The sequence below is a fragment of the Stenotrophomonas sp. Pemsol genome (assembly GCF_003586545.1).
Lineage (GTDB): Bacteria > Pseudomonadota > Gammaproteobacteria > Xanthomonadales > Xanthomonadaceae > Stenotrophomonas > Stenotrophomonas sepilia.
Genome location: NZ_CP025780.1, coordinates 2974476 through 2995215, shown reverse-complemented (window position 1 = coordinate 2995215; position 20740 = coordinate 2974476). Strand labels below are relative to the sequence as shown.

Below are 20740 nucleotides of genomic sequence, written 5' to 3'. Positions count from 1 at the left end.
GCAATGTATCGATGGGTAAGCCGGTTCATCAGCTACCGCACGTTCTATCTGTGGCGGGCACGTTTTTACTACTACACCCGCAATCTGGACCGCTGGCTGCTGTTCGCCCTGCTGTGCGTGGCGGGTGTGGGCTTGGCGGCCTGGTACACCTGGCGGGTATCGAGTGTGCCGCCGCCGCGCGTGCATCCGGAGGCCGCCGCGCTGCGCGTGGAGAACATCACCCAGGAGGCGATCCATCGCATCGTGCTGGTGCGGCATGGCGGCCCAACCCCGGGCGAGCCGTTCACCACCCCGGAGGATGTCCGTGCCGGCACGCTGCGCACGCTGCGGGTGCGGCAGCTGCTGGACAGTGCGATGGTGTGGCAGTTGAAGGCCCACATGCTGGCCGACATCGCGGCGTACATCGATGCCACGGGAAGCTGCTTCCCTTTCCCGTGCTGGCAGGTGAGCCATCGGCTGGAACTCATGCGTGCGGCGGAGGCGGAGAACGCGGCCATCAACCGGGCGCTGGAGCCGGTACTGGAGATCCCGCTGGACAGGATGCCCAACCTCAACGGCGGTGAGCGCGCGCGGATACAGACGGCGTGGTCCGATCCGTTCGGCGATGTCTACAACCAGACCTGGCTGCTGGGTGATCTGCAGAACATGCACGCGCGGATGATGATGGCGTACCCGCAGCGGGCGGGAGCCCCCTGGCTGATGCGCCTGCTTGGCGATGAGACGGAGGAGCAGCACCATGATGTCTGGTAGGGCAACGCACCTCCTGTAGGGCCGGGCCATGCTCGGCTGCTCTTCGGTCAGGTGTCCGGATGCCTGATGCATCGTGCGGACCAACGGTCCGCACCCACCAAGGCCGGAACCACCCAAGGCCGGAGCTACCGCTACCCGCCGATATACGCGGTGATCTCCGCTTCGGCCAGCAGCTGCCGCAGCTGTGCGACAGACGCGCGTCGCATCGGCTTCTCATCCACCGGCGACAGCGGCGCCTGGCGCAGCGCATCGTACGGCAGCACGGCCAGGTCAAAGGTCAGCTCCTCGGCACTGAACACCCACACCGGCACGTCCAGGCTGCGCTCGCGGTCCATGCGCAGCCGGCGCGTCCGCGATTCAGCGGGAATGCCGTGCTCGTCCAGGAAGCGATGCACGGCTTCCGGGTCGTCGCTGTGCAGGTGAAGCTGCACCGGGCTGTTGGCATCGGCGGTGCCTTCCAGCACAGGGCCGGCCAGCCGTGGGGCGAAGCCGTGCAGGAACTCCAGCGCGCGCATCGCGGCCTCGCGGCGGCGCTGCAGTTCATTGCCGTGCTGGGGCCCGGCGAACAGCCGCTGGTATTCGCGCAAGGCGTCTTCGATCTCGGTGTTGCGGGGCAGGGAGGCATCGTCGTGGATGCCGAGCCGGCTGGCGGCCTTCAACTTGGCCTGGTGATAGTCGCGGATGCCGCCTTCGGCCATCAGGCGGGCGGCTTCGTGGGCGAGGCGGTGGCGCCGCTCGCGGGTCTGGCTGGCAGCATGCTGACGGGCGCGATGCATGCGAGGACTCCTGTTGCGACCTGGCTACAGACTAGCGCACGGATGTGACATCCGCGTAGGTATTTCACGGAGGGGAGCAAGCGGGTGCCGTTGATCCTGTAGAGCCGAGCCCATGCTCGGCTGCTCTACCGCGGGCGCCCGGAGCCGAGCATGGGCTCGGCTCTACAGTCGCATCGGTGCCAACCCACGGTTGGCACCCACTGCACCCTTCCTCAGAAGATATCGAACGCGGCGGCGTCGGCCTGCGGCGTATTGAGGTTCAGGTCGTAGTCGGTCAGGCGATCCATGTCTTCCACCTTCACCCACTCGGTCGCGCCGTTGAGCGTGGCCTGGACCATGCCGCTGGGCGGCTCGTTCTGCGCGATCGGGGTGTCCTTCAGCGCGGTGCGCATGTAGTCGATCCAGATCGGCAGCGCCGCCTTGCCACCGTACTCGCGGTAACCCAGCGAGCGGAAGTCGTCGCGGCCCACCCACACGGTGGTCACGTACGGGCCGCCGAAGCCGGAGAACCAGGCGTCACGATGGTCGTTGGTGGAGCCGGTCTTGCCGCCCACGTCCTCGCGGCCGAGCACCTTGGCCTGCACACCGGTACCGCGCTGGACCACGTCGCGCATCATCGACACCAGCTGGTAGGCGGTGCGGGCGTCGATCGCGCGCGGAGCGGTGCGGGCATCCGGGTTGGCCGGAGCGGCGGCAGTTTCGGTCTTGGCTTCGGCCTTGGCCGCAGCGGCCGGGTCCACCTTCGGGGCCGGGGCGCCGAAGTTGAAGCCATCCACCACCTGGTTGACCGGCTGATCGCTGCTGCCGGCGCAGTCGCGGCAGGCCAGCGCCGGGTTTTCCTTGAACACCAGGTTGCCGTCGCGGTCATTGACCTGGTCGATCAGCCAGGTATCCACGCGCGAGCCGCCATTGGCGAACACCGCGTAGCCACGCGCCACCGACAGCGGGGTCAGCGATGCAGTGCCCAGCGACATCGACAGGTTCGGCGGCAGCTCCGATTCGGCAAAGCCAAACTCGCTGATGTACTTGCGCGCGTAGTCCACGCCCATGCCATCGAGCAGGCGTACCGAGACCAGGTTGCGCGACTGCACCAGCGCTTCACGCAGGCGCATCGGGCCGCGGAAGCCGCCGCCGTCGTTCTGCGGGGCCCAGGTCTTGCCGCGGCGATCGCGGAACACGACCGGGGCGTCGAGCACGATCGAGGCTGGGTTGTAGCCCTTGTCGAAAGCGGCCGCGTAGACGAACGGCTTGAAGCTCGAACCCGGCTGGCGGCGGGCCTGGGTGGCGCGGTTGAACTTGTTGCCGGAGAAGCTGAAGCCACCCACCAGCGCCTTCAGCGCGCCGCTGTGGGCATCCAGCGAGACCAGTGCGGACTGGCCGCGCGGGATCTGGTCCAGCAGCCACTCCCCGTCCTTGGCACCGGCGCGTACGCGCACGATGTCGCCGCGCTGCACCAGCTTGCCCGGGGTCTTGTTGGTCCACTTGGCGGCGCCGGCCGGCAGCACGATCTCGGTGCGGTTGGCCAGCACCACCGTGGCGCTGCCATCGGCCGCGGTGCTGGCGACGATTGCCGGCAGCAGGCCGGCCTGGCCGTACATGCCGCGCAGGTGCTCGGCCAGCGCGGCGGTATCGTCGCCGGCGCCCAGCTGCACCTGCTTCTCCACGCCGTGCCAGCCGTGGCGGTGGTCGTACAGCAGCAGGCCATCACGGACGGCCAGGTTGGCGGCGGTCTGCAGGGTGGAGTCGATCGTGGTGGTGACGTGGTAGCCCTTGTTGACCACGTCGCCGCCGAAGCGGGCGATCATTTCCTGGCGCACCAGCTCGGCCACGTAGGGTGCATCGACCTGCACCGGCGGCTCATGCGCGGTGGCGTGCATCGGCACGGCCTTGGCCGCGTCGGCTTCGGCCTGGCTGACGAACTTCAGGTCGGCCATGCGCTGCAGCACGTAATTGTCGCGGCGCTGGCGGGCACGTTCCGGGTTGGAGATCGGGTTGCCCGACGACGGGAACTTGGGGATACCGGCCAGCGAGGCCATCTCGTCCAGGTCCAGCTCGTTCAGCTTCTTGCCGTAATAGAACTCGGCGGCAGCGGCCACGCCGTAGGCGCGGTTGCCGAAGAAACTCTTGTTCAGGTACAGCTCGAAGATCTCGTCCTTGCTCAGCTCGGACTCGATCTTGCGCGCCAGCAGGATCTCGGCCAGCTTGCGGGTGTAGCTGTACTCGGAGCTGAGGAAGAACTGGCGGGCGACCTGCTGGGTGATGGTGGAGCCACCCGGCACGCGCTTGTCGTTGGTGGTGGCCAGCAGCCAGACCGCGCGGCCGATGCCCATGTAGTCCACGCCGCCATGTTCGTAGAAGCGGGCGTCCTCGGTGGCCAGGAAGGCCTGCTTCAGCCGCTCGGGCACGTCCTTCATGGTGACCGGGGTGCGCCGGGTCTCGCCGAACACCGCCATCAGCTTGCCGTCGGCAGCGTAGACGTACATCGGCTCCTGCATTTCCACGTCGCGCAGGGTCTGCACGTCGGGAAGCTTGGAGGAAACGGCATAGTACAGACCGCCCACGGCGGCCGCGCCGATCAGCGCCAGGACCAGGACAATCAGGAAGATCCAGCGCAGCCAGCGGCGGAGTCGAGTCATCGGGTTCAGATTCCGATTGCGAATTTCGTGGTCGCAGAGTATAGATTACGCAAGGTGGCGGCTGGGGTCGGCACCGGGGAGCGCAAGGGGAACAGTCAGGGGCTGCATGGTGAATCCGTGAGGGATTTCACAGCAGGGCCGTTGCCATTTGCTAAGAATACGTTATTAATGCTCGGACGCAGGTCTTGCGTCCAAGTGCCCGTCGGCAGGGGAGAAACCGTGGGGCTCATCCCAAAAAGTCAGTCGCCGCTTGTAGGCGTCGACATCAGTTCGACTGCGGTAAAGCTTTTGCAGCTGTCCCGCAGCGGCAATCGTTTCCGCGTGGAACATTACGCTGTGGAACCTCTTCCGCCGAATGCGGTGGTGGAGAAGAACATCGTCGAAGTGGAGGCCGTCGGTGAGGCCATCCGCCGGGCGATGAACCGTTCAGGCAGCAAGGCCAAACTGGCCGCTGCCGCCGTCGCGGGGTCGGCGGTGATCACCAAGGTGATCCCGATGCCGGCCGATCTCGACGAAAACGACATGGAAGCCCAGATCGAGCTGGAAGCGGTCAACTACATTCCGTATCCGATCGAGGAAGTGAACCTGGACTTCGAGGTGATCGGGTCGATCCCGAACAACCCGGAGATGGTCCAGGTGCTGCTGGCCGCGTCGCGTTCGGAGAATGTCGAGCTGCGCCAGTCCGCGCTGGAGCTCGGTGGCCTGCAGGCCAAGGTGATGGACGTGGAGGCCTTCGCGGTCGAGAACGCCTATGCCCTGGTCGCCAGCGAGCTGCCGGTGTCCATCGACGGCGTGGTTGCGCTGGTCGACATCGGCGCCACCATGACCACCCTCAATGTCCTGCGCGGCGGTCGTAGCCTTTACAGCCGCGAGCAGGTGTTCGGTGGCAAGCAGCTGACCGACGAGATCATGCGCCGCTACGGCCTGAGCTACGAGGAAGCCGGGCTGGCCAAGCGCCAGGGCGGCCTGCCGGAAAGCTACGAGATGGAGGTGCTGGAGCCGTTCAAGGAAGCCACGGTCCAGCAGATCAGCCGCCTGCTGCAGTTCTTCTATGCGGGCAGCGAATTCAACCGCGTCGATCACATCGTGCTGGCCGGCGGCTGCGCCGTGCTCGGTGGCCTGCCGGAGATGGTCGAGGAGCAGCTGGGCGTGCCGACTGTGGTCGCCAACCCGCTGGCGCAGATGACCCTGGGGCCGAAGGTGAACGCGCATGCGTTGGCCCAGGATGCCCCCGCGCTGATGATCGCGACCGGTCTGGCGCTGAGGAGCTTCGACTGATGGCACGCATCAATCTATTGCCCTGGCGCGCCGAACGGCGCAAGCAACGCCAGCGCGAGTTCTACGCAATGCTGGGCATGGCCGCTGTCGGTGGCCTGCTGTTGTCGCTGATGATCTGGTTCTATTACGACCGCCAGGTGAGCGGCCAGATGGACCGCAACGCCTATCTGGAAGCTGAGATCGAGAAGGTCAAGGAACAGAACAAGGAGATCGATCGCCTCGACGCGCAGAAGGAACGCCTGCTGGCCCGCAAGAAGGTGATCGAGGAACTGCAGGCCAAGCGCTCGCAGATGGTCCACCTGTTCGACGCGCTGGTGCGCACCATTCCCGATGGCGTGGTGCTGACCGCACTGAAGCAGGAAGGGGATGTGCTGACGCTGGAAGGGCGCACCCAGTCCAATGCCCGCGTTTCGGCCTACATGCGCAACCTGGAGACCTCCGGCTGGATGACCAATCCGGAGCTGTCGATCATCGAAGCGCGTGACCCGGAGAAGGACAAGGATGGCAAGGTCGGTCCGCTGGCCGACATCAAGGCGCTGCCCTACGTGTTCGTGGTCAAGGTGAAACTGCCGGCACAGAGCGAAGAGGTCTCGGCGACGCCGGGCCTGAACGCCGATGGGTCGGTGGCGACGGCTCCGCCGGCACCGGTGGCTCCGTTGGCCGCAGGTCCGGATGCCGCGACGCCTGCGGCTCCGGCAGCGGGCCAGCCGGCAGCGGCTCCCGCCGCACCGGCCGCTGCACCGCCGGCCACTCCGGCCAAGCCGAACCAACCGGCCGCTCCGGCCGCCGCGCCGGCCCCGGCACCTGCCCCGAAGCCTGAGGGCAGCCGCCTGGCGCAGCCGCCGCAGGCCTTCAATGCGCTGCTGCAGGGGGACCGCGCATGAGCCAGAAGATCGACATCAAGAACCTGGATTTCAACGACATCGGCAACTGGCCGCAGAAGGCCAAGATCGTCTTCTGCTCGTTGCTGGCGCTGGTCATCATGTTCGTGGCGTGGATGCTGCTGATCAGCGGCAAGCGCGAGGAACTGGCCGGCCTGGAATCGAAGGAAGTCGAGCTGCGCACCGAGTTCACCAAGCAGCAGGAACGCGCGGTGAACCTGGGGCCGCTGAAGCAGCAGCTGGCGCAGATGGAGCAGGTGCTGCAGCAGATGCTGCGGCAGCTGCCGAGCAAGACCGAAATGCCCGACCTGATCATCGACATCTCGCAGACCGCGCTGTCCAGCGGCCTGACCAACGAGCTGTTCGAGCCGGAGCAGGAGCAGATCAAGGAGTTCTACGCCGAGAAGCCGATCAAGCTGCGCATGGTGGGCAGTTACCACCAGTTCGGCGCGTTCGTCAGTGGCGTGGCCTCGTTGCCGCGGGTGGTGATCCTGACCATGCATGACATCAACCTCAAGCCCAAGGAAAAGACCGGCGGCAACGTCCGCAGCGGTGCACTGGAACTGTCCGGTACGGTCAAGACCTACCGTTACCTGGACGAGACCGAAGTGCAGGCGCAGCAGGCGGCCGACGCTGGCAAGGAGGGCAAGAAGTGATGCGCGCGCAGACCGTACGTGGTGCGATGGTGCTGGCTGTACTGCTGCTGGCCGGTTGCGGCCGTGGCGTGACCAGCACGCCCGGCGACGCACCGAACCTTGAGAAGTGGGTGGAAGGCGAGCGCGCGCGACCGGCGCAACCGCTGGAGCCGCTGCCGGTGATGCAGCAGTTCGAGACCTTTGAATACTCCGCGCAGGGCATGCGCGATCCGTTCACCGATGCCTGGACCAATCCGCAGCAGGGGAACGGCGGATTGCGACCGGACCCGAACCGGCGCAAGGAGCCGTTGGAAGGCTTCCCGCTGGATGCGCTGGACATGGTCGGCACCATCGGTACCGGTGCAGGCACCGTGGCGCTGGTGATGGGGCCGGACAAGGTCACCTACCGGGTTCGCCCGGGCGGTTACCTGGGGCAGAGCGACGGGCGGGTCACGGCGGTCTTCGAAGACCGCGTGGAGCTGATCGAACTGGTGCCGGATGGCGCGGGTGGCTGGCTGGAACGGCCGGCAACGCTCTCGCTTGAAGATCAATGATCGTTTACTGGGGATAGCACGATGACCTTTCACCAAGCCAAGGGGCTGCGTCCCATCCGGCGCTCTACCTTGAACCGTGTCAGCGCGCTGGGAGTCGCGCTGATGCTGGCCTGCGCTCCGGCGCTGGCTGCCGCACCGGCGGAAAAACCGGTGGGCGCCACCGTGGCACCGGCCGCTGCGCCGGCAGGCCTGTCGGTGGCCAAGATCGATTTCAAGCGTGGCGATGACGGCGCCGGGCGCCTGATCGTGCAGTTCGACGGGCAGGGCGCGATTCCTGACCTGCGCACGCAGGGCAACAGCGTGGTGGTCGACGTCGGCAATGCCCGACTGCCGGCCAACCTGCAGAAGCCGATGAACGTCACCGACTTCGCCACGCCGGTACAGCGCATCGACGCCAAGCCGTCGGGTGCCGGCACCCAGCTGGTGCTGAGTACCGGCGGTGCAGTGGAGTCGCTGGCCTACCAGAGCGGCAACGAGTACGTGGTCGAGATCAGCCCGCGGCAGGCCCAGGCCGCCGTCGGCGCGGTCACCGCCGGCAGCGTCACCCAGGCGGCCAAGGCCGTCGGCCAGCGCGGCTTCACCGGCAAGCCGGTGACCTTCAACTTCCAGGACGTGCCGGTGCGCACCGTGCTGCAGTTGATCGCCGAGGAGTCCAACCTGAACGTGGTTGCGTCCGACTCGGTGCAGGGCAATGTGACCCTGCGCCTGGTCAATGTACCGTGGGACCAGGCGCTGGACATCGTCCTGCGCGCCAAGGGCCTGGACAAGCGTCGCGATGGCAGCGTGATCTGGGTGGCGCCGCAGGCTGAACTGGCCAAGTTCGAGCAGGAGAAGGAAGACGCGCGCATCGCCATCGAGAACCGCGAAGACCTGCAGACCGACTACATCCAGATCAACTACCACAGCGCCACGCAGATCTTCAAAGCGCTGACCGAGGCCAAGGGCATTGGTGGCAGTGGCGGTGGTGGCAGCGGTGGTGGTTCGGGCAGCTCGTCGCAGGAAGACAGTGGCTTCCTGTCCTCGCGCGGCCGCATCGTGGCCGACGAGCGCACCAACACGCTGATGATCAGCGATATCCCGAAGAAGATCGCGCGCATGCGCGAGCTGATCAACGTGATCGACCGCCCGGTCGACCAGGTGCTGATCGAAAGCCGCATTGTCATCGCCACCGATACCTTCGCCCGCGAACTGGGCGCGAAGTTCGGTGTCAGCGGTAGCCGTGACAACGTGTACTTCAGCGGCAGCCTGGATGCCAATGCCGAGACCCGCAAGTCGCAGGTCGCAACAGACCTGGCCAACGCCAAGGCCGAGCGTGACTGGGAAGCCGGTGGCCGGGTCGGCCCGCCGCCGGTGAAGTCCGGCTCGGCGATCACCCGTGGCCTGAACTGGAACCTGCCGGTGGCCGCCGCCAGCAACCCGGGTTCGCTGGCACTGTCGATCCTCAATGCCGGCTACCTGCTGGACGTGGAACTGTCGGCCATGCAGCAGGAATCGCGAGGCGAGGTGATCTCCAACCCGCGCGTGGTCACCACCAACCAGCGCGAAGCGATGATCAAGCAGGGCAAGGAGATCGGTTACGTCACCATCAGCGGTGGTACCGCTGGCGGCGTGGCGACGCCGAACGTGCAGTTCAAGGAAGTGGTGCTGGAGCTGAAGGTCACTCCGACCATCACCAACGACAACCGCGTGTTCCTCAACATGCAGGTGAAGAAGGACGAAGTCGACCAGCTGATCCAGCTGGAGGGCTACGGCACCGTGCCGTCGATCAACCGCCGCGAAGTCAATACCGCGGTGCTGGTCGAGGACGGGCAGACCGTGGTGATCGGTGGTGTCTACGAGTTCACCGATCGCAACAGCATCAGCAAGGTGCCGTTCCTGGGCGACGTGCCGTTCCTGGGCAACCTGTTCAAGAAGCGCGGCCGCAACAAGGACAAGGCCGAACTGCTGGTGTTCGTCACCCCGAAGGTGCTGCGCGTGGCCAAGCAGAACTGAGCCACCGCTCCGAAGTCTTCGAAGAAGGGCCGCCCTGTGCGGCCCTTCCTCGTTTCCGCCGGTAGATCCACGCCATGCGTGGATGCGCTGTTCAGCCGTTCTTGATGCCAATCGCAAGGCACCCTGCGATGATGTCGGGAACCCGTGCCGTCCTGCGCCGGTCAAAGGCCCCCATGAACCTGCCACCGCCGATGCCCGAAACTGTCTCGCCGCCGCCCGCGCCGGCAACCTCCCGCCTGCATGCGGCATTCACCCAGCTGCGCGATGCGTTGTCGACCGAGATCGTCGGCCAGGCGGCCCTGGTCGAACGCCTGCTGATCGCGTTGCTGGCCGACGGCCACCTGCTGGTGGAGGGCGCGCCGGGCCTGGCCAAGACCACGGCGATCCGTGCACTGGCCTCGCGCCTGGAAGCAGACTTTGCCCGCGTGCAGTTCACCCCCGACCTGCTGCCGGCCGACCTCACCGGCACCGAGATCTGGCGCCCTCAGGAGGGCCGCTTCGAGTTCGTGCCTGGCCCGATCTTCCACCCGATCCTGCTGGCCGACGAGATCAACCGTGCGCCGGCCAAGGTGCAGTCGGCGCTGCTGGAAGCCATGGGCGAGCGCCAGGTCACGGTTGGCCGCCATACCTATGCGCTGCCGCCGCTGTTCCTGGTGATGGCCACGCAGAATCCGATCGAGCAGGAAGGCACGTTCCCGCTGCCGGAAGCGCAGCTGGACCGCTTCCTGATGCATGTGCGCATCGGTTACCCGGACCAGGCGGCTGAATCGGAAATCCTGCGGCTGGCCCGCGAGCGCGCCCGTGGCGCGTTGGGCGAGGCCGCGCCGGCGCCAGACAAGATGCCGATGCAGGACGTGTTCGACGCCCGCCGCGAAGTGCTGGACCTGCACATGGCACCGGCACTGGAGCGCTACCTGATCGAACTGGTGCTGGCCTCGCGTGATCCATCGCGCTACGACGCCGGCCTCGGCCGCCGCATCGCATGGGGGGCAAGCCCGCGCGGTTCCATCGCACTGGAACGCTGCGCCCGCGCGCGGGCGTGGTTGGCTGGCCGTGACTTCGTCACGCCCGACGACGTGCGCGCGGTCGCCGCCGACGTGCTGCGCCATCGCGTGCTGCCCAGCTATGAAGCCACCGCCGAAGGCTGGGACGGCGAGCGCCTGGTGCAGGAGCTGCTGGCCCGGGTGCCGGCACCCTGAGCCTGCGCATGACCGATCCATCCGTGGAACAGGCACCGTCTGCGCTCGAAGGTGACGGGCTGCGCCCGCAGCTGGCCGAACTGGTCGCGCTGCGCCGGCTGGCACAGCGTCCGCCGCCGCCGCGCCGTGGCCGCACCGGCAACGCGGGCCAGGCACCGTCCCCGCTGCGCGGCCGCGGCATGGAGTACGCCGAGTCGCGCGAATACGTGGCCGGCGACGACGCGCGCCACATCGATTGGCGTGTGACGGCGCGCACCGGTCGCGCCCATACCAAACTGTTCCAGGCCGAACGCGAACGGGTCAGCCTGATCGTGGCCGATACCTCGCCGGCGCTGTACTTCGGCACCCGCGTGCGCTTCAAATCGGTGCAGGCCGCACGCGCCGGTGCTGTTGCCGCGTGGTCGGCGCAGCGCCGTGGCGACCGCGTGGGCGCATTGCGTGGCAGCGACCGCGAAGCGCCGATCGCTCCGGCAGGTGGGCCACGCGGCGTGCTGCGCGTGCTCGACGCGCTGACCCGCTGGTACGCACAGCCGCCAGCCGACGATCTGGGCCTGGAGCGCGCGCTGGACCATGCCGGTCGCGTGCTGCGCCCGGGGGCACGCATGCTGGTGCTGGCCGATCCGCAGCAGGCCATCCGCATTCCGCCGGCGCGCTGGAGCGCGCTGGCCCAGCATCACGACCTCAGCCTGGTGCTGCTGGTCGATCCACTGGAGCTGCGGCCACCGTCGGCGGCGTTGCAGTTCCAGACCGCACAGCAGCGCATCGGCCTCGACCTGCGTCGCAGTGAAGTGCAGGCCCATTGGCAGGCACACTTCGTCCAACCGCTGCAGGAACTGCGGCGCCAGCTCGGCGCACGCCGTGTCGACGTACAGGTGCTGTCTACCGATGCGCCCAGCGACGCCTGGCTGGCGCCGTCGCCGACCGAGGTGCCGGCATGAGCGCCGCGCTGCCGTTGCGCGATGTGCAGCTGCCGCCAGCACCGTCATGGTGGCCGCCAGCCCCTGGTTACCTGATGATCGGCGCGGTGGTCGTGCTGTTGCTGCTGGTGATCGCCGTGGTGATGTGGCGACGTCGCCGCCGCCGCCAGCGCTGGTTGCAGCTGTTCGATCAGGAACTGGCAATCGCCCCCGACGCTACGGCCGAACTGGCGGCCATCGCGGGACTGCTGCGCCGTGCCGCACGCCATGCGAAGCCGGGCAGCGAATCACTGCGCGATGACGCCTGGTGGCAATGCCTGGACCCGCAGGGCACGTTGCCCGATGCGCGCCGCAGCCTGTTGGCCGAAGGCGCCTATCGCCCGCGCGTCGACAGCAACGACGTGGCCGCTGTGCGCAGCTGGGCCCGCGAACGCTATCTGGCGATGCTGCTGGAGCGCCGCCGATGAACCTGTGGACGACCTATTGGCCATGGCCGGACCTGCAGCTGGCGTGGCCGCTGGCCCTGCTGGCCCTCCCGATGCCGCTGCTGATGCGCTGGTGGAAGCGCCGTGCAGAACCCGGCGCCGCACTGCGTGTGCCCTATGCTGCCGCCGAGCTCGAAGCCCTGTCTGGTGGCGGCCGTGTTGACGCGTCGTGGCTGCGCACGCTGCTGCTGTGGCTGGGCTGGTGTGCACTGTGCATCGCGCTGGCACGACCGCAGCAGCTGGGCGAAGCCATCACCCCGCCGCAGCAGGGGCGGCAGATGATGCTGGCGATGGATGTGTCCGGCAGCATGGGCGAGGGCGACATGGTGCTGGGCGGCCAGGCGGTCGATCGCCTCACCGCGGCCAAGGCTGTGCTGGCCGACTTCCTGGATCGTCGTGCCGGCGACCGCGTTGGCCTGCTGATCTTCGGCGACCGCGCCTATACGCTCACGCCGCTGACTGCGGACCTGGCCAGCGTGCGCGACCAGCTGCGCGACAGCGTGGTCGGCCTGGCCGGGCGCGAGACCGCCATCGGTGATGCCATCGGCCTGGCGGTCAAGCGCCTGCGTAGCCAGCCGGAGGGGCAGCGCGTACTGATCCTGTTGACCGATGGTGTCAGCAATGCCGGTGTGCTGGAACCCCTGCGCGCTGCGGAAGTCGCACGCGCCGAAGGCGTGCGCATCCACACGGTTGCGTTTGGCGGCGATGGCAGCATGCGGTTGTTCGGCATTCCGATTTCCACCGACCAGGATCCGGTCGATGAGGCCACCCTGAAGAAGATCGCCAGCATGACCGGCGGCCAGTTCTTCCGCGCGCGTGATACCGCGCAGCTGGCCGGGATCTACGCCGAGCTCGATCGCCTGGAGCCAGTGGCCGCAAAGGGCCCGAGCCTGCGCCCTCGCGAGGAACGCTATGCGTGGCCGTTGGGCCTGGCATTGCTGCTGGGCGCATTGGCATGGCTGTGGCCGGAGCGTCGCCGATGATCGCGTTTGCTTCGAGTCTTCCCGACTGGAACGCGCTGCACTTCCTGCGGCCCGACTGGTTGTGGGCACTGCTGGCGCTGCCGCTGATCATCGCGTTGGCGCTGTACCGGCAACGGCGCAGTGATGCGTGGCGGCAGGCGGTGGATGCACATCTGTTGCCACATCTGCTGGCCGCCGGCGCGAAGCGTCGCGTGCGCCTGCCATGGGCGCTGCTGCTGGGCTGGACACTGGCATCGCTGGCGATGGCCGGGCCGAGCTGGCGGCAGCAGGCGCAGCCGATGTTCCAGGCCAGCGCACCACTGCTGGTGGTACTGGACCTGTCCAGCCGGATCAGCGCAACCGATCTGCCACCGTCGCGCCTGCTGCAGGCGCGCGCGAAAGTAGGCCAGCTGCTGCGCGCGCGCCAGGGCGGGCAGGTGGGCCTGGTGGTGTATGCCGATGATGCCTACACCGTGGCGCCGCTGACTGATGACGGCCGCAATGTTGCGCTGTATCTGGATGCGCTGTCGCCGGACGTTATGCCACGCGATGGCCAGCGTGCCGACCGCGGCATCGACTGGGCAACACGGCTGATGCGGCAGATCGGTGCGCTGCAGGGGCAGATCCTGCTGGTCAGCGACCAGGCGGATGGTGAAGCTGCACTGGCGGCAGCGCAGGCACGCAGCCTGGGCCTGCAGGTGTCGGTGCTGGGCCTGGGCACGCCTGCCGGTGCGGCCTACCGCGATGGCAGCGGGCAGATCCGCCAGGCTGCGCTGGATGAGGGCAGCCTGCGCGCGGTGGTCATTGCCGGCGGCGGCCGCTATGCACGCATCTCCGCCGATGACAGCGATCTGCGTGCGCTCGGTGTACTCGACGCGCGCGAAGGCACGGCGGCGCAGCGGCCGGGCGAAGGCAAGCAGTGGCGTGACGAAGGCTTCTGGCTGCTGCCGCCGGTGATGCTGCTGGCATTGCTGGCCTTCCGCCGTCGTGCGCTGCTGGCCGCGGTGCTCGCGGTCGGCCTCGTGCCATGGATGAATGACGCGCAGGCGCAGGCACCTGCGACGCAGGCCTCGCAACCCGCGCAGGGCACGCTGTGGAAGCGTAGCGACCAGGCGCAGCATCAGCGCCTGGCCGAGGGGGTCCAGGCTTACCGCAAGGGCGACTTCGCCACTGCGCGCAGGCAGTTCGAGGGTATCGACAGCGATGCCGGCTGGTACAACCTGGCCAACACGCTGGCACGCGAAGGCAACTACGACGAAGCGATCGCCGCCTACGACCGCGCGCTGGCGTTGCATCCCGGCATGGCCGATGCGGTCGCCAACCGTGCCGTGGTCGATGCCGCGCGCAAGCGCAGGCAGTCGGGTGGCAAAGGCCAGGATCAGCAGAAGCCACCGCAGAACGGGCAGCAGAAGCAGCAGAACGATGCCCCGGGCCAGCAGAACCCGCAGGGCCAGAAGCCGCAGCAGGGACAGCAGAATCCCGGCCAGGGCCAGCAGGGGCAGCCCAAGGCGGGTGACGACAAGAACCCGTCGAGCCCGCAGCCCGGCGAGCGCGGCCGCGATGGCCAGCAGGCGCCACCACAGGTGGAGGATGCCAAGGCACAGGCCCAGGCCGATGAGCAGCAGCGCCAGCGGATGCAGCAGGCGATGCAGCAGGCACGCGAGGGCGATGCTGGCAAGGACGGCAAATCCGTACCGGGGGGGGAGGGCCGCACGCCGCGCGAGCGCGAGGAGCAACAGGCGGTGGAAGCGTGGATGCGGCGTGTGCCGGATGATCCGGGCGCGTTGCTGCGGGCCAAGTTCCAGCTGGAAAACGAACGCAGGAAGAGGGAAGGGCGATGACGCGGGCGATCAACATGCACGGGCACTGGTCACGGCCGGTACTGGCGGCGCTGTTGCTGTGGCTGCCGCTGCTGGCCTGGGCGCAACCACGCGCCTGGCTGGACCGCGACCGCATCGCGATGGGTGATACGGTCACCCTTAATGTCGAGAGCGATCAGGGCGCTCCCGACTTCACGCCATTGCGCACCGACTTCGACCTGAGCGGCCAGACCAGCAGCCGCCAGGTGGAATGGAGCAATGGCAGCATGCAGCAGCGCAACCTGTATGGCGTGGCGCTGACGCCGCGGCGCAGTGGTGCGCTGGTGGTACCGGGCCTGCAGGTGGGCAGTGTGCGCACTGCGCCGCTGACGCTGCAGGTCGATGCGGCCGCCGTGGCCGGGCCTGACAGCAATGCGATGGCCTTCATCGAAACCCTTGTCGATGACGATACGCCGTACGTGCAGCAGAGCGTGGGCGTGGTGGTGCGGTTGTATTTCGCCTCGCAGCTGGCCTCCGGCGAGCTGGTGCTGGATACCCCGGCGGGCGCGTCGTTGCAGCGCGTTGGCGACGACCGCACAGATGTGCGCCAGGTCAACGGGCGCCGCTACAACGTGGTCGAACGACGTTTCCTGCTGATCCCCGAGCGCAGCGGCACGTTGCGGCTGTCCGGTGCGCGTTTCAGCGGGCGCAGCGCCGGAGGTTTCTTCGATGACTTCTTCGGGGGCGGAGATGGCCGCATGAATGCCACTGGCGCAGACCGCACGTTGCAGGTGCAGGCACAGCCGGCACAGGCGCCGCAGCCGTGGTTGCCCCTGCAGAGCCTGCAGCTGCGCTACACCAGCGCGCCCACCAGTGCCCGTACCGGCGAGGCAGCCAACGTGGTGGTCGAAGCGGTTGCCGAAGGCACCACCCGTGCACAGTTCACCGACCTGCCGGTCCCCGATGTCGGCAACGCAGCGCAGGTGTTTGCCGAGCCGGCACAGTACGAAGAGACCTTCAACGGCAGCACGCCGCGCCTGAAGATCACCCGCCGCTATTCGATCGTGCCGCGCCAGCCGGGTTCGCTGGTGGTGCCGGGACCACGCCTGCCCTGGTGGGATGTGCGCAACGGCAAGGCACAGGAAGCCAAGCTGCCGGACCTGACGCTGGCCGTTGCGGCCGGTACCGGCGCTGCCACTGCCTCGCCGGCAGCGCTGCCACCGATCGACACCGCTGCCGCGCTGCCGGGCAGCGATGGACAGGATGCGCGTATCGCCGCGACCGATCCACGCGCCAGCGGCCTGTCCGAGCGTCCGTGGCCGTGGATGGCGGCGGCCATTGGCCTGGCGCTGCTGTGGCTGCTGACCCTGTTGTGGGGCTGGCAGCGAGGCCGACGCCCGCGTGTGGCGGCGCCTGCAGCCGGCACGCCCTCTGTGCCGACCGTGGTGAGCGGGCGCGCGGGCCTGGCCGAACTGCGCCGCGCGCTGGATGGTGAGGGTTTCGATCAGGTGGAGGCGCATCTGTGTGCGATGGCGGGCGTGGAGCGCATCGAGCAGGTGATCGCCCGGCTGGATGACCCGGCCCAGCGCCAGGTGTTGCTGGACCTGCAGCAGGCGCGCTGGGGCGGGCAGGGCGAACTGGCCCCTTTGCGCACGCGCCTGCGCGAGGTCTTCCGTGACGGACCGCACTGGTCGGCGGCTAAGGGCACCGCCGAAACTGGCCTGGCGCCGTTGTATCCAACGCGGCGAACCTGAACCGGCGCCGCTTGCGCGCTTTGTTAGAGTGCATTCATTTTTCGAGGAAACCCGCGTATGACAGCAGCTGCTGCCGACAAGAAGAAGTTGCCCCTGCATTGGAAGATGGGCATCGGCTTTGCGATCGGCCTGGTCCTGGGACTGATCGTGCACGCCCTGGGCGGCAGCGTCGATGGTCTGCAGGCCGGTGCCAAGTGGGTCATGGACTACGTCACCACCCCGGCGTCGGGCCTGTTCCTCAACCTGATCTTCATGCTGATCGTGCCGCTGATCTTCTCGGCGCTGATCATGGGCGTATCGGAGATGGGCGACATCCGCGCCCTCGGCCGCATCGGCTGGAAGACCCTGGCGTATACCGTGCTGCTGTCCGGCATTGCCGTGGGCATCGGCCTGGTGCTGGTCAACCTGCTCAAGCCGGGCGCGGGCGTCGATCCGCAGGTCGCCGCCATGATGCTGTCGGAGAACGCCGAGCGCAGCAAGGAAATCGTCGCTGGCATCCATGGCACGCCGAAGGGCATGGACATGCTGCTGTCGATCGTGCCGAGCAACGTGCTGCAGGCCGCGTCGGACAACGGTGCGATCCTGTCGCTGATGTTCTTCGCGCTGATGTTCGGCATCGGCATGGTGCTGACCGACAACGAGAAGGTCGCCCCGCTGCGCCGCGCCATCGAAGGCGTGTTTGAAATCTCGATGACCCTGATCAACCTGGTCATCCGCCTGGCCCCCTATGCGGTGGCCTGCTTCATGTTCAACCTGGCCGCGCTGTTCGGCTTCGAGCTGATCATCCGCCTGGGCGCCTACGTGGGCGTGGTGGTGCTGGCGCTCGGCCTGCACATGGTCGTGACCTACGGTACTGCCGTATGGCTGTCTGGCCGCTCGCCGCTGTCGTTCTTCCGCGATACCCAGGAAGCGACGGTGATGGCGTTCTCCACCGCCTCCAGCAACGCGACCCTGCCGACCGCACTGCGCGTGGCCGACCAGATGGGCCTGCCGCAGCGCGTGTCGCGCTTCGTGCTGACCGTGGGCGCCACCGCCAACCAGAACGGCACCGCGCTGTTCGAGGGCGTGACGGTGATCTTCCTGGCCCAGTTCTTTGGCGTGGACCTGAGCATTGGCCAGCAGATCATGGTGATGGCGGTCTGCATCCTCGGCGGCATCGGCACTGCTGGTGTGCCGTCGGGCTCGCTGCCGGTGGTGGCGATGATCTGCGCGATGGTCGGTGTGAATCCGCTGGGCATCGGCCTGATCCTGGGCGTGAACCACTTCCTGGACATGTGCCGTACCGCCCTGAACGTGACCGGCGACCTGGCCCTGACCACGTTGGTGGCCAAGGGCGAGTCGCATGACGGACCGGCGCTGGGCACGCCCCTCGATTGAACGCGCCCTGAATGCCATGGATACTATCCCGACGCATGGAAGGCGTCGGGATTGGCGCCGTGCGAAAGGGAGCAGAAATGAGGATTTCGTACGTGATGGTCGCCGCCCTGGGCCTGCTGGCTTTCGACGCCAGTGCCCAGAAGGCCTGTGAAACCAACTACACCAAGACCGGCAGCTTCTTCGCCGGGCGCACCTTCACCACCTGGGACGTGGTGCCCAACGTTACCCCGGCCGACGCTCTCAAGCGTATCCAGATCGAGGGCGTGAAGTCGGGCCTGAAGGTGGCCAGCGTGGACAAGGACCTGGGCATGCTGACCCTGGAACAGAACGTCCAGTTCAATGGTGGCCAGACCACCCTGCCGTGGAACGTGCTGGTTGAAGCCGAGGGCAAGGGTTCGAAGATCACCGTGACCAAGACCACCCCGGCCACCTACGCCACTGGCGAGGACTTCCAGAAGAAGTCGATGTGTGGCGTGATCGAGGCTGCCGCGCCCAAGTAAGGGGTTGGCGGGACCAGATCCCTTTCACTGGCAAGGGATCTGGTCCTACGCCTGAACCCGGCCCCGGGTCTGTGGGACAATAGGCCGCCCGCACGTCCGCGGCCGCCTCCCGATTCCGACAGAACCATGACGCAGCCTACCCGTCGCCAGTTGGCCAACGCCATCCGCTTCCTCGCCGCCGATGCGGTTGAAACCGCAAAGTCCGGCCACCCCGGCATGCCCATGGGCATGGCCGACATCGCCGAAGTCCTCTGGAACGACTACCTCCGCCATAACCCGAGCAACCCGCACTGGTTCAACCGCGACCGTTTCGTGCTGTCCAACGGCCACGGTTCGATGCTGCAGTACGCGCTGCTGCACCTGAGCGGTTACGACCTGCCGATCGAGCAGCTCAAGCTGTTCCGCCAGCTGGGCAGCCACACCGCCGGCCACCCGGAGCGCCACGAGACCCCGGGCGTGGAAACCACCACCGGCCCGCTGGGCCAGGGTTTCGCCAATGCCGTCGGCTTCGCCCTGGCCGAGAAGCTGCTGGCACAGCGCTTCAACCGCCCGGAGCTGGAAGTGGTCGACCACCGCACCTGGGTGTTCATGGGTGATGGCTGCCTGATGGAAGGCGTGTCGCACGAAGCGGCCTCGCTGGCCGGCACCTGGGGCCTGCACAAGTTGGTCTGCTTCTGGGACAACAACCACATCTCGATCGACGGCAATGTCGAGGGCTGGTTCACCGACAACACCCCGGAGCGTTTCGAGGCCTATGGCTGGAACGTGGTTCGCGATGTTGACGGCCACGACCCGGACAGCATCAAGGCCGGCATCGAGGCCGCGCTGTCGCAGAGCGACAAGCCGACCCTGATCTGCTGCCGCACCACCATTGGTTTTGGTTCGCCGAACAAGGCGGGCAAGGAATCCAGCCACGGTGCCCCGCTGGGCAAGGACGAGCTGGAAGCCACCCGCAAGCAGCTGGGCTGGGAGTACGGCCCGTTCGAGATCCCGCAGGCGATCTACGACGGCTGGCGCGCCAATGGCGCCGGCACCCTGCGCCAGGCCGAGTGGGAACAGCTGTTCGACAAGTACGCCAGCCAGTATCCGGCGGAGGCGGCTGAGCTGACCCGCCGCTCGCACGGCGAGCTGCCGGCCGACTTCGTTGCCAAGGCCGATGCCTACATCGCCCAGGTGGCCGCTGAGGGCCCGACGATCGCCTCGCGCAAGGCCTCGCAGCTGGCCATCGAAGCCTACGCCCCGCTGCTGCCGGAAATCGTCGGCGGCTCGGCCGACCTGGCGCACTCCAACCTGACCCTGTGGAAGGGCAGCAAATCGGTTGCCAGCGACGACGCCAACGCCAACTACGTGTACTACGGCGTGCGCGAGTTCGGCATGACCGCCATCGCCAACGGCCTGGCCCTGCACGGTGGCTTCATTCCGTTCGACGCCACCTTCCTGGTGTTCAGTGATTACGCCCGCAACGGCGTGCGCATGAGCGCGCTGATTCCGGCCCACGCCATCCACGTCTATACCCACGACTCGATCGGCCTGGGCGAAGACGGCCCGACCCACCAGCCGGTGGAGCACCTGGCCTCGCTGCGCTATATCCCGAACAACGACGTGTGGCGCCCGTGCGATGCGGTCGAGTCGGCCGTGAGCTGGAAGGCCGCGATCACCCGCCAGGACGGCCCGAGCTGCCTGGTGTTCAGCCGCCAGAACCTGCCGCACCAGCCGCGCAGCGCCGAGCAGATCAAGCAGATCGAGCGCGGCGGTTACGTGCTGGCCGATGCCGCCGGTACCCCGGACGTGATCCTGATCGCCACCGGTTCGGAAGTCTCGCTGGCTACCGAAGCCAAGGCCCAGCTGGATGCGGCCGGTATCAAGACCCGCGTGGTCTCGATGCCGTCCACCGACGTGTTCCTGCGCCAGGATGCGGCCTACCGTGAATCGGTGCTGCCGAACGCGGTGCGCAAGCGCGTGGCCGTGGAAGCTGGCGTCACCGGTTTCTGGCGCCAGTTCGTCGGCCTGGACGGCGCGGTGATCGGTATCGACACCTTCGGTGCTTCGGCCCCGGCCGACCAGCTGTACAAGCACTTCGGCATCACCACGGCGCACGTGGTGGAAGCCGCCAAGGCGCTGTAAGCAGCCTCTCGGCGCAACAAAGGAAAGGCCGGCGGAAGCCGGCCTTTCTCGTTGCCGGAAGAAAAAGGGGACGGAGGGAATTAAGTCGTTTGTGCACAAACGACTTAATTCCCTCCGTCCC

At 67.5% G+C, this 20740-nt stretch carries 17 protein-coding genes; 15 read left to right on the top strand and 2 right to left on the bottom strand.

Annotated features, from left to right (window positions below):
• Positions 1-3 precede the first annotated feature (3 nt).
• Positions 4-750 carry a hypothetical protein gene (locus PEM_RS13800; protein WP_111128207.1) on the top strand — a complete coding sequence of 249 codons (747 nt, stop codon included), beginning with the start codon at positions 4-6 and terminating at the stop codon, positions 748-750.
• Positions 751-881: 131 nt separating this feature from the next.
• Here PEM_RS13800 and PEM_RS13795 read toward each other — a convergent pair whose 3' ends face one another.
• Both PEM_RS13795 and PEM_RS13790 read right to left on the bottom strand, forming a co-directional pair.
• Complete coding sequence (locus PEM_RS13795; RefSeq protein WP_049411389.1) at positions 882-1526, bottom strand: hypothetical protein; 645 nt, start codon at positions 1524-1526, stop codon at positions 882-884.
• A 212-nt stretch (positions 1527-1738) separates the two neighbouring features.
• Entirely contained in the window at positions 1739-4162 is a 2424-nt protein-coding gene (locus tag PEM_RS13790) for a penicillin-binding protein 1A (RefSeq protein WP_111128205.1), read from the bottom strand.
• Positions 4163-4381: 219 nt separating this feature from the next.
• Between PEM_RS13790 and PEM_RS13785 the strand changes: the two genes are divergently transcribed.
• The 14 genes from PEM_RS13785 (at position 4382) to tkt (ending at position 20619) form a co-directional block, all read left to right on the top strand.
• Positions 4382-5440, top strand: coding sequence for a pilus assembly protein PilM (locus PEM_RS13785; RefSeq protein ID WP_014038321.1), 1059 nt, complete (start codon positions 4382-4384; stop codon positions 5438-5440).
• Positions 5440-6324, top strand: a complete 885-nt coding sequence (locus PEM_RS13780; RefSeq protein ID WP_065185317.1) for a PilN domain-containing protein — start codon at positions 5440-5442, stop codon at positions 6322-6324. Before PEM_RS13785 ends, PEM_RS13780 begins: the two co-directional genes overlap by 1 nt.
• Positions 6321-6977, top strand: a complete 657-nt coding sequence (gene pilO, locus PEM_RS13775; RefSeq protein WP_005418916.1) for a type 4a pilus biogenesis protein PilO — start codon at positions 6321-6323, stop codon at positions 6975-6977. The genes PEM_RS13780 and pilO overlap by 4 nt, the downstream gene beginning before the upstream one ends.
• Positions 6977-7510 (top strand): pilus assembly protein PilP, encoded by a 534-nt coding sequence (locus tag PEM_RS13770; protein ID WP_005418914.1) that lies wholly within the window; start codon positions 6977-6979, stop codon positions 7508-7510. Before pilO ends, PEM_RS13770 begins: the two co-directional genes overlap by 1 nt.
• A 21-nt stretch (positions 7511-7531) precedes the next feature.
• Positions 7532-9502, top strand: a complete 1971-nt coding sequence (locus tag PEM_RS13765) for a type IV pilus secretin PilQ family protein (protein WP_069139281.1) — start codon at positions 7532-7534, stop codon at positions 9500-9502.
• Positions 9503-9675: 173 nt separating this feature from the next.
• Positions 9676-10701 carry a MoxR family ATPase gene (locus tag PEM_RS13760; RefSeq protein WP_005418911.1) on the top strand — a complete coding sequence of 342 codons (1026 nt, stop codon included), beginning with the start codon at positions 9676-9678 and terminating at the stop codon, positions 10699-10701.
• 8 nt (positions 10702-10709) lie between these two features.
• Positions 10710-11639 (top strand): DUF58 domain-containing protein, encoded by a 930-nt coding sequence (locus tag PEM_RS13755; protein WP_111128204.1) that lies wholly within the window; start codon positions 10710-10712, stop codon positions 11637-11639.
• Positions 11636-12085, top strand: coding sequence for a DUF4381 family protein (locus PEM_RS13750; protein ID WP_111128202.1), 450 nt, complete (start codon positions 11636-11638; stop codon positions 12083-12085). The genes PEM_RS13755 and PEM_RS13750 overlap by 4 nt, the downstream gene beginning before the upstream one ends.
• Positions 12082-13086: a VWA domain-containing protein gene (locus PEM_RS13745; RefSeq protein WP_111128201.1), complete on the top strand. Its 1005-nt coding sequence runs from the start codon at positions 12082-12084 to the stop codon at positions 13084-13086. Before PEM_RS13750 ends, PEM_RS13745 begins: the two co-directional genes overlap by 4 nt.
• On the top strand, positions 13083-14906 hold the full coding sequence (locus PEM_RS13740; RefSeq protein ID WP_111128199.1) for a VWA domain-containing protein: 1824 nt from the start codon (positions 13083-13085) through the stop codon (positions 14904-14906). Before PEM_RS13745 ends, PEM_RS13740 begins: the two co-directional genes overlap by 4 nt.
• Positions 14903-16618, top strand: coding sequence for a BatD family protein (locus PEM_RS13735; protein ID WP_111128198.1), 1716 nt, complete (start codon positions 14903-14905; stop codon positions 16616-16618). Before PEM_RS13740 ends, PEM_RS13735 begins: the two co-directional genes overlap by 4 nt.
• A gap of 57 nt (positions 16619-16675) precedes the next feature.
• Positions 16676-17995: a dicarboxylate/amino acid:cation symporter gene (locus PEM_RS13730; RefSeq protein ID WP_005418900.1), complete on the top strand. Its 1320-nt coding sequence runs from the start codon at positions 16676-16678 to the stop codon at positions 17993-17995.
• 77 nt (positions 17996-18072) lie between these two features.
• On the top strand, positions 18073-18495 hold the full coding sequence (locus tag PEM_RS13725) for a hypothetical protein (RefSeq protein ID WP_227837915.1): 423 nt from the start codon (positions 18073-18075) through the stop codon (positions 18493-18495).
• 126 nt (positions 18496-18621) lie between these two features.
• Positions 18622-20619 (top strand): transketolase, encoded by a 1998-nt coding sequence (gene tkt, locus PEM_RS13720; RefSeq protein ID WP_111128195.1) that lies wholly within the window; start codon positions 18622-18624, stop codon positions 20617-20619.
• Positions 20620-20740 lie beyond the last annotated feature (121 nt).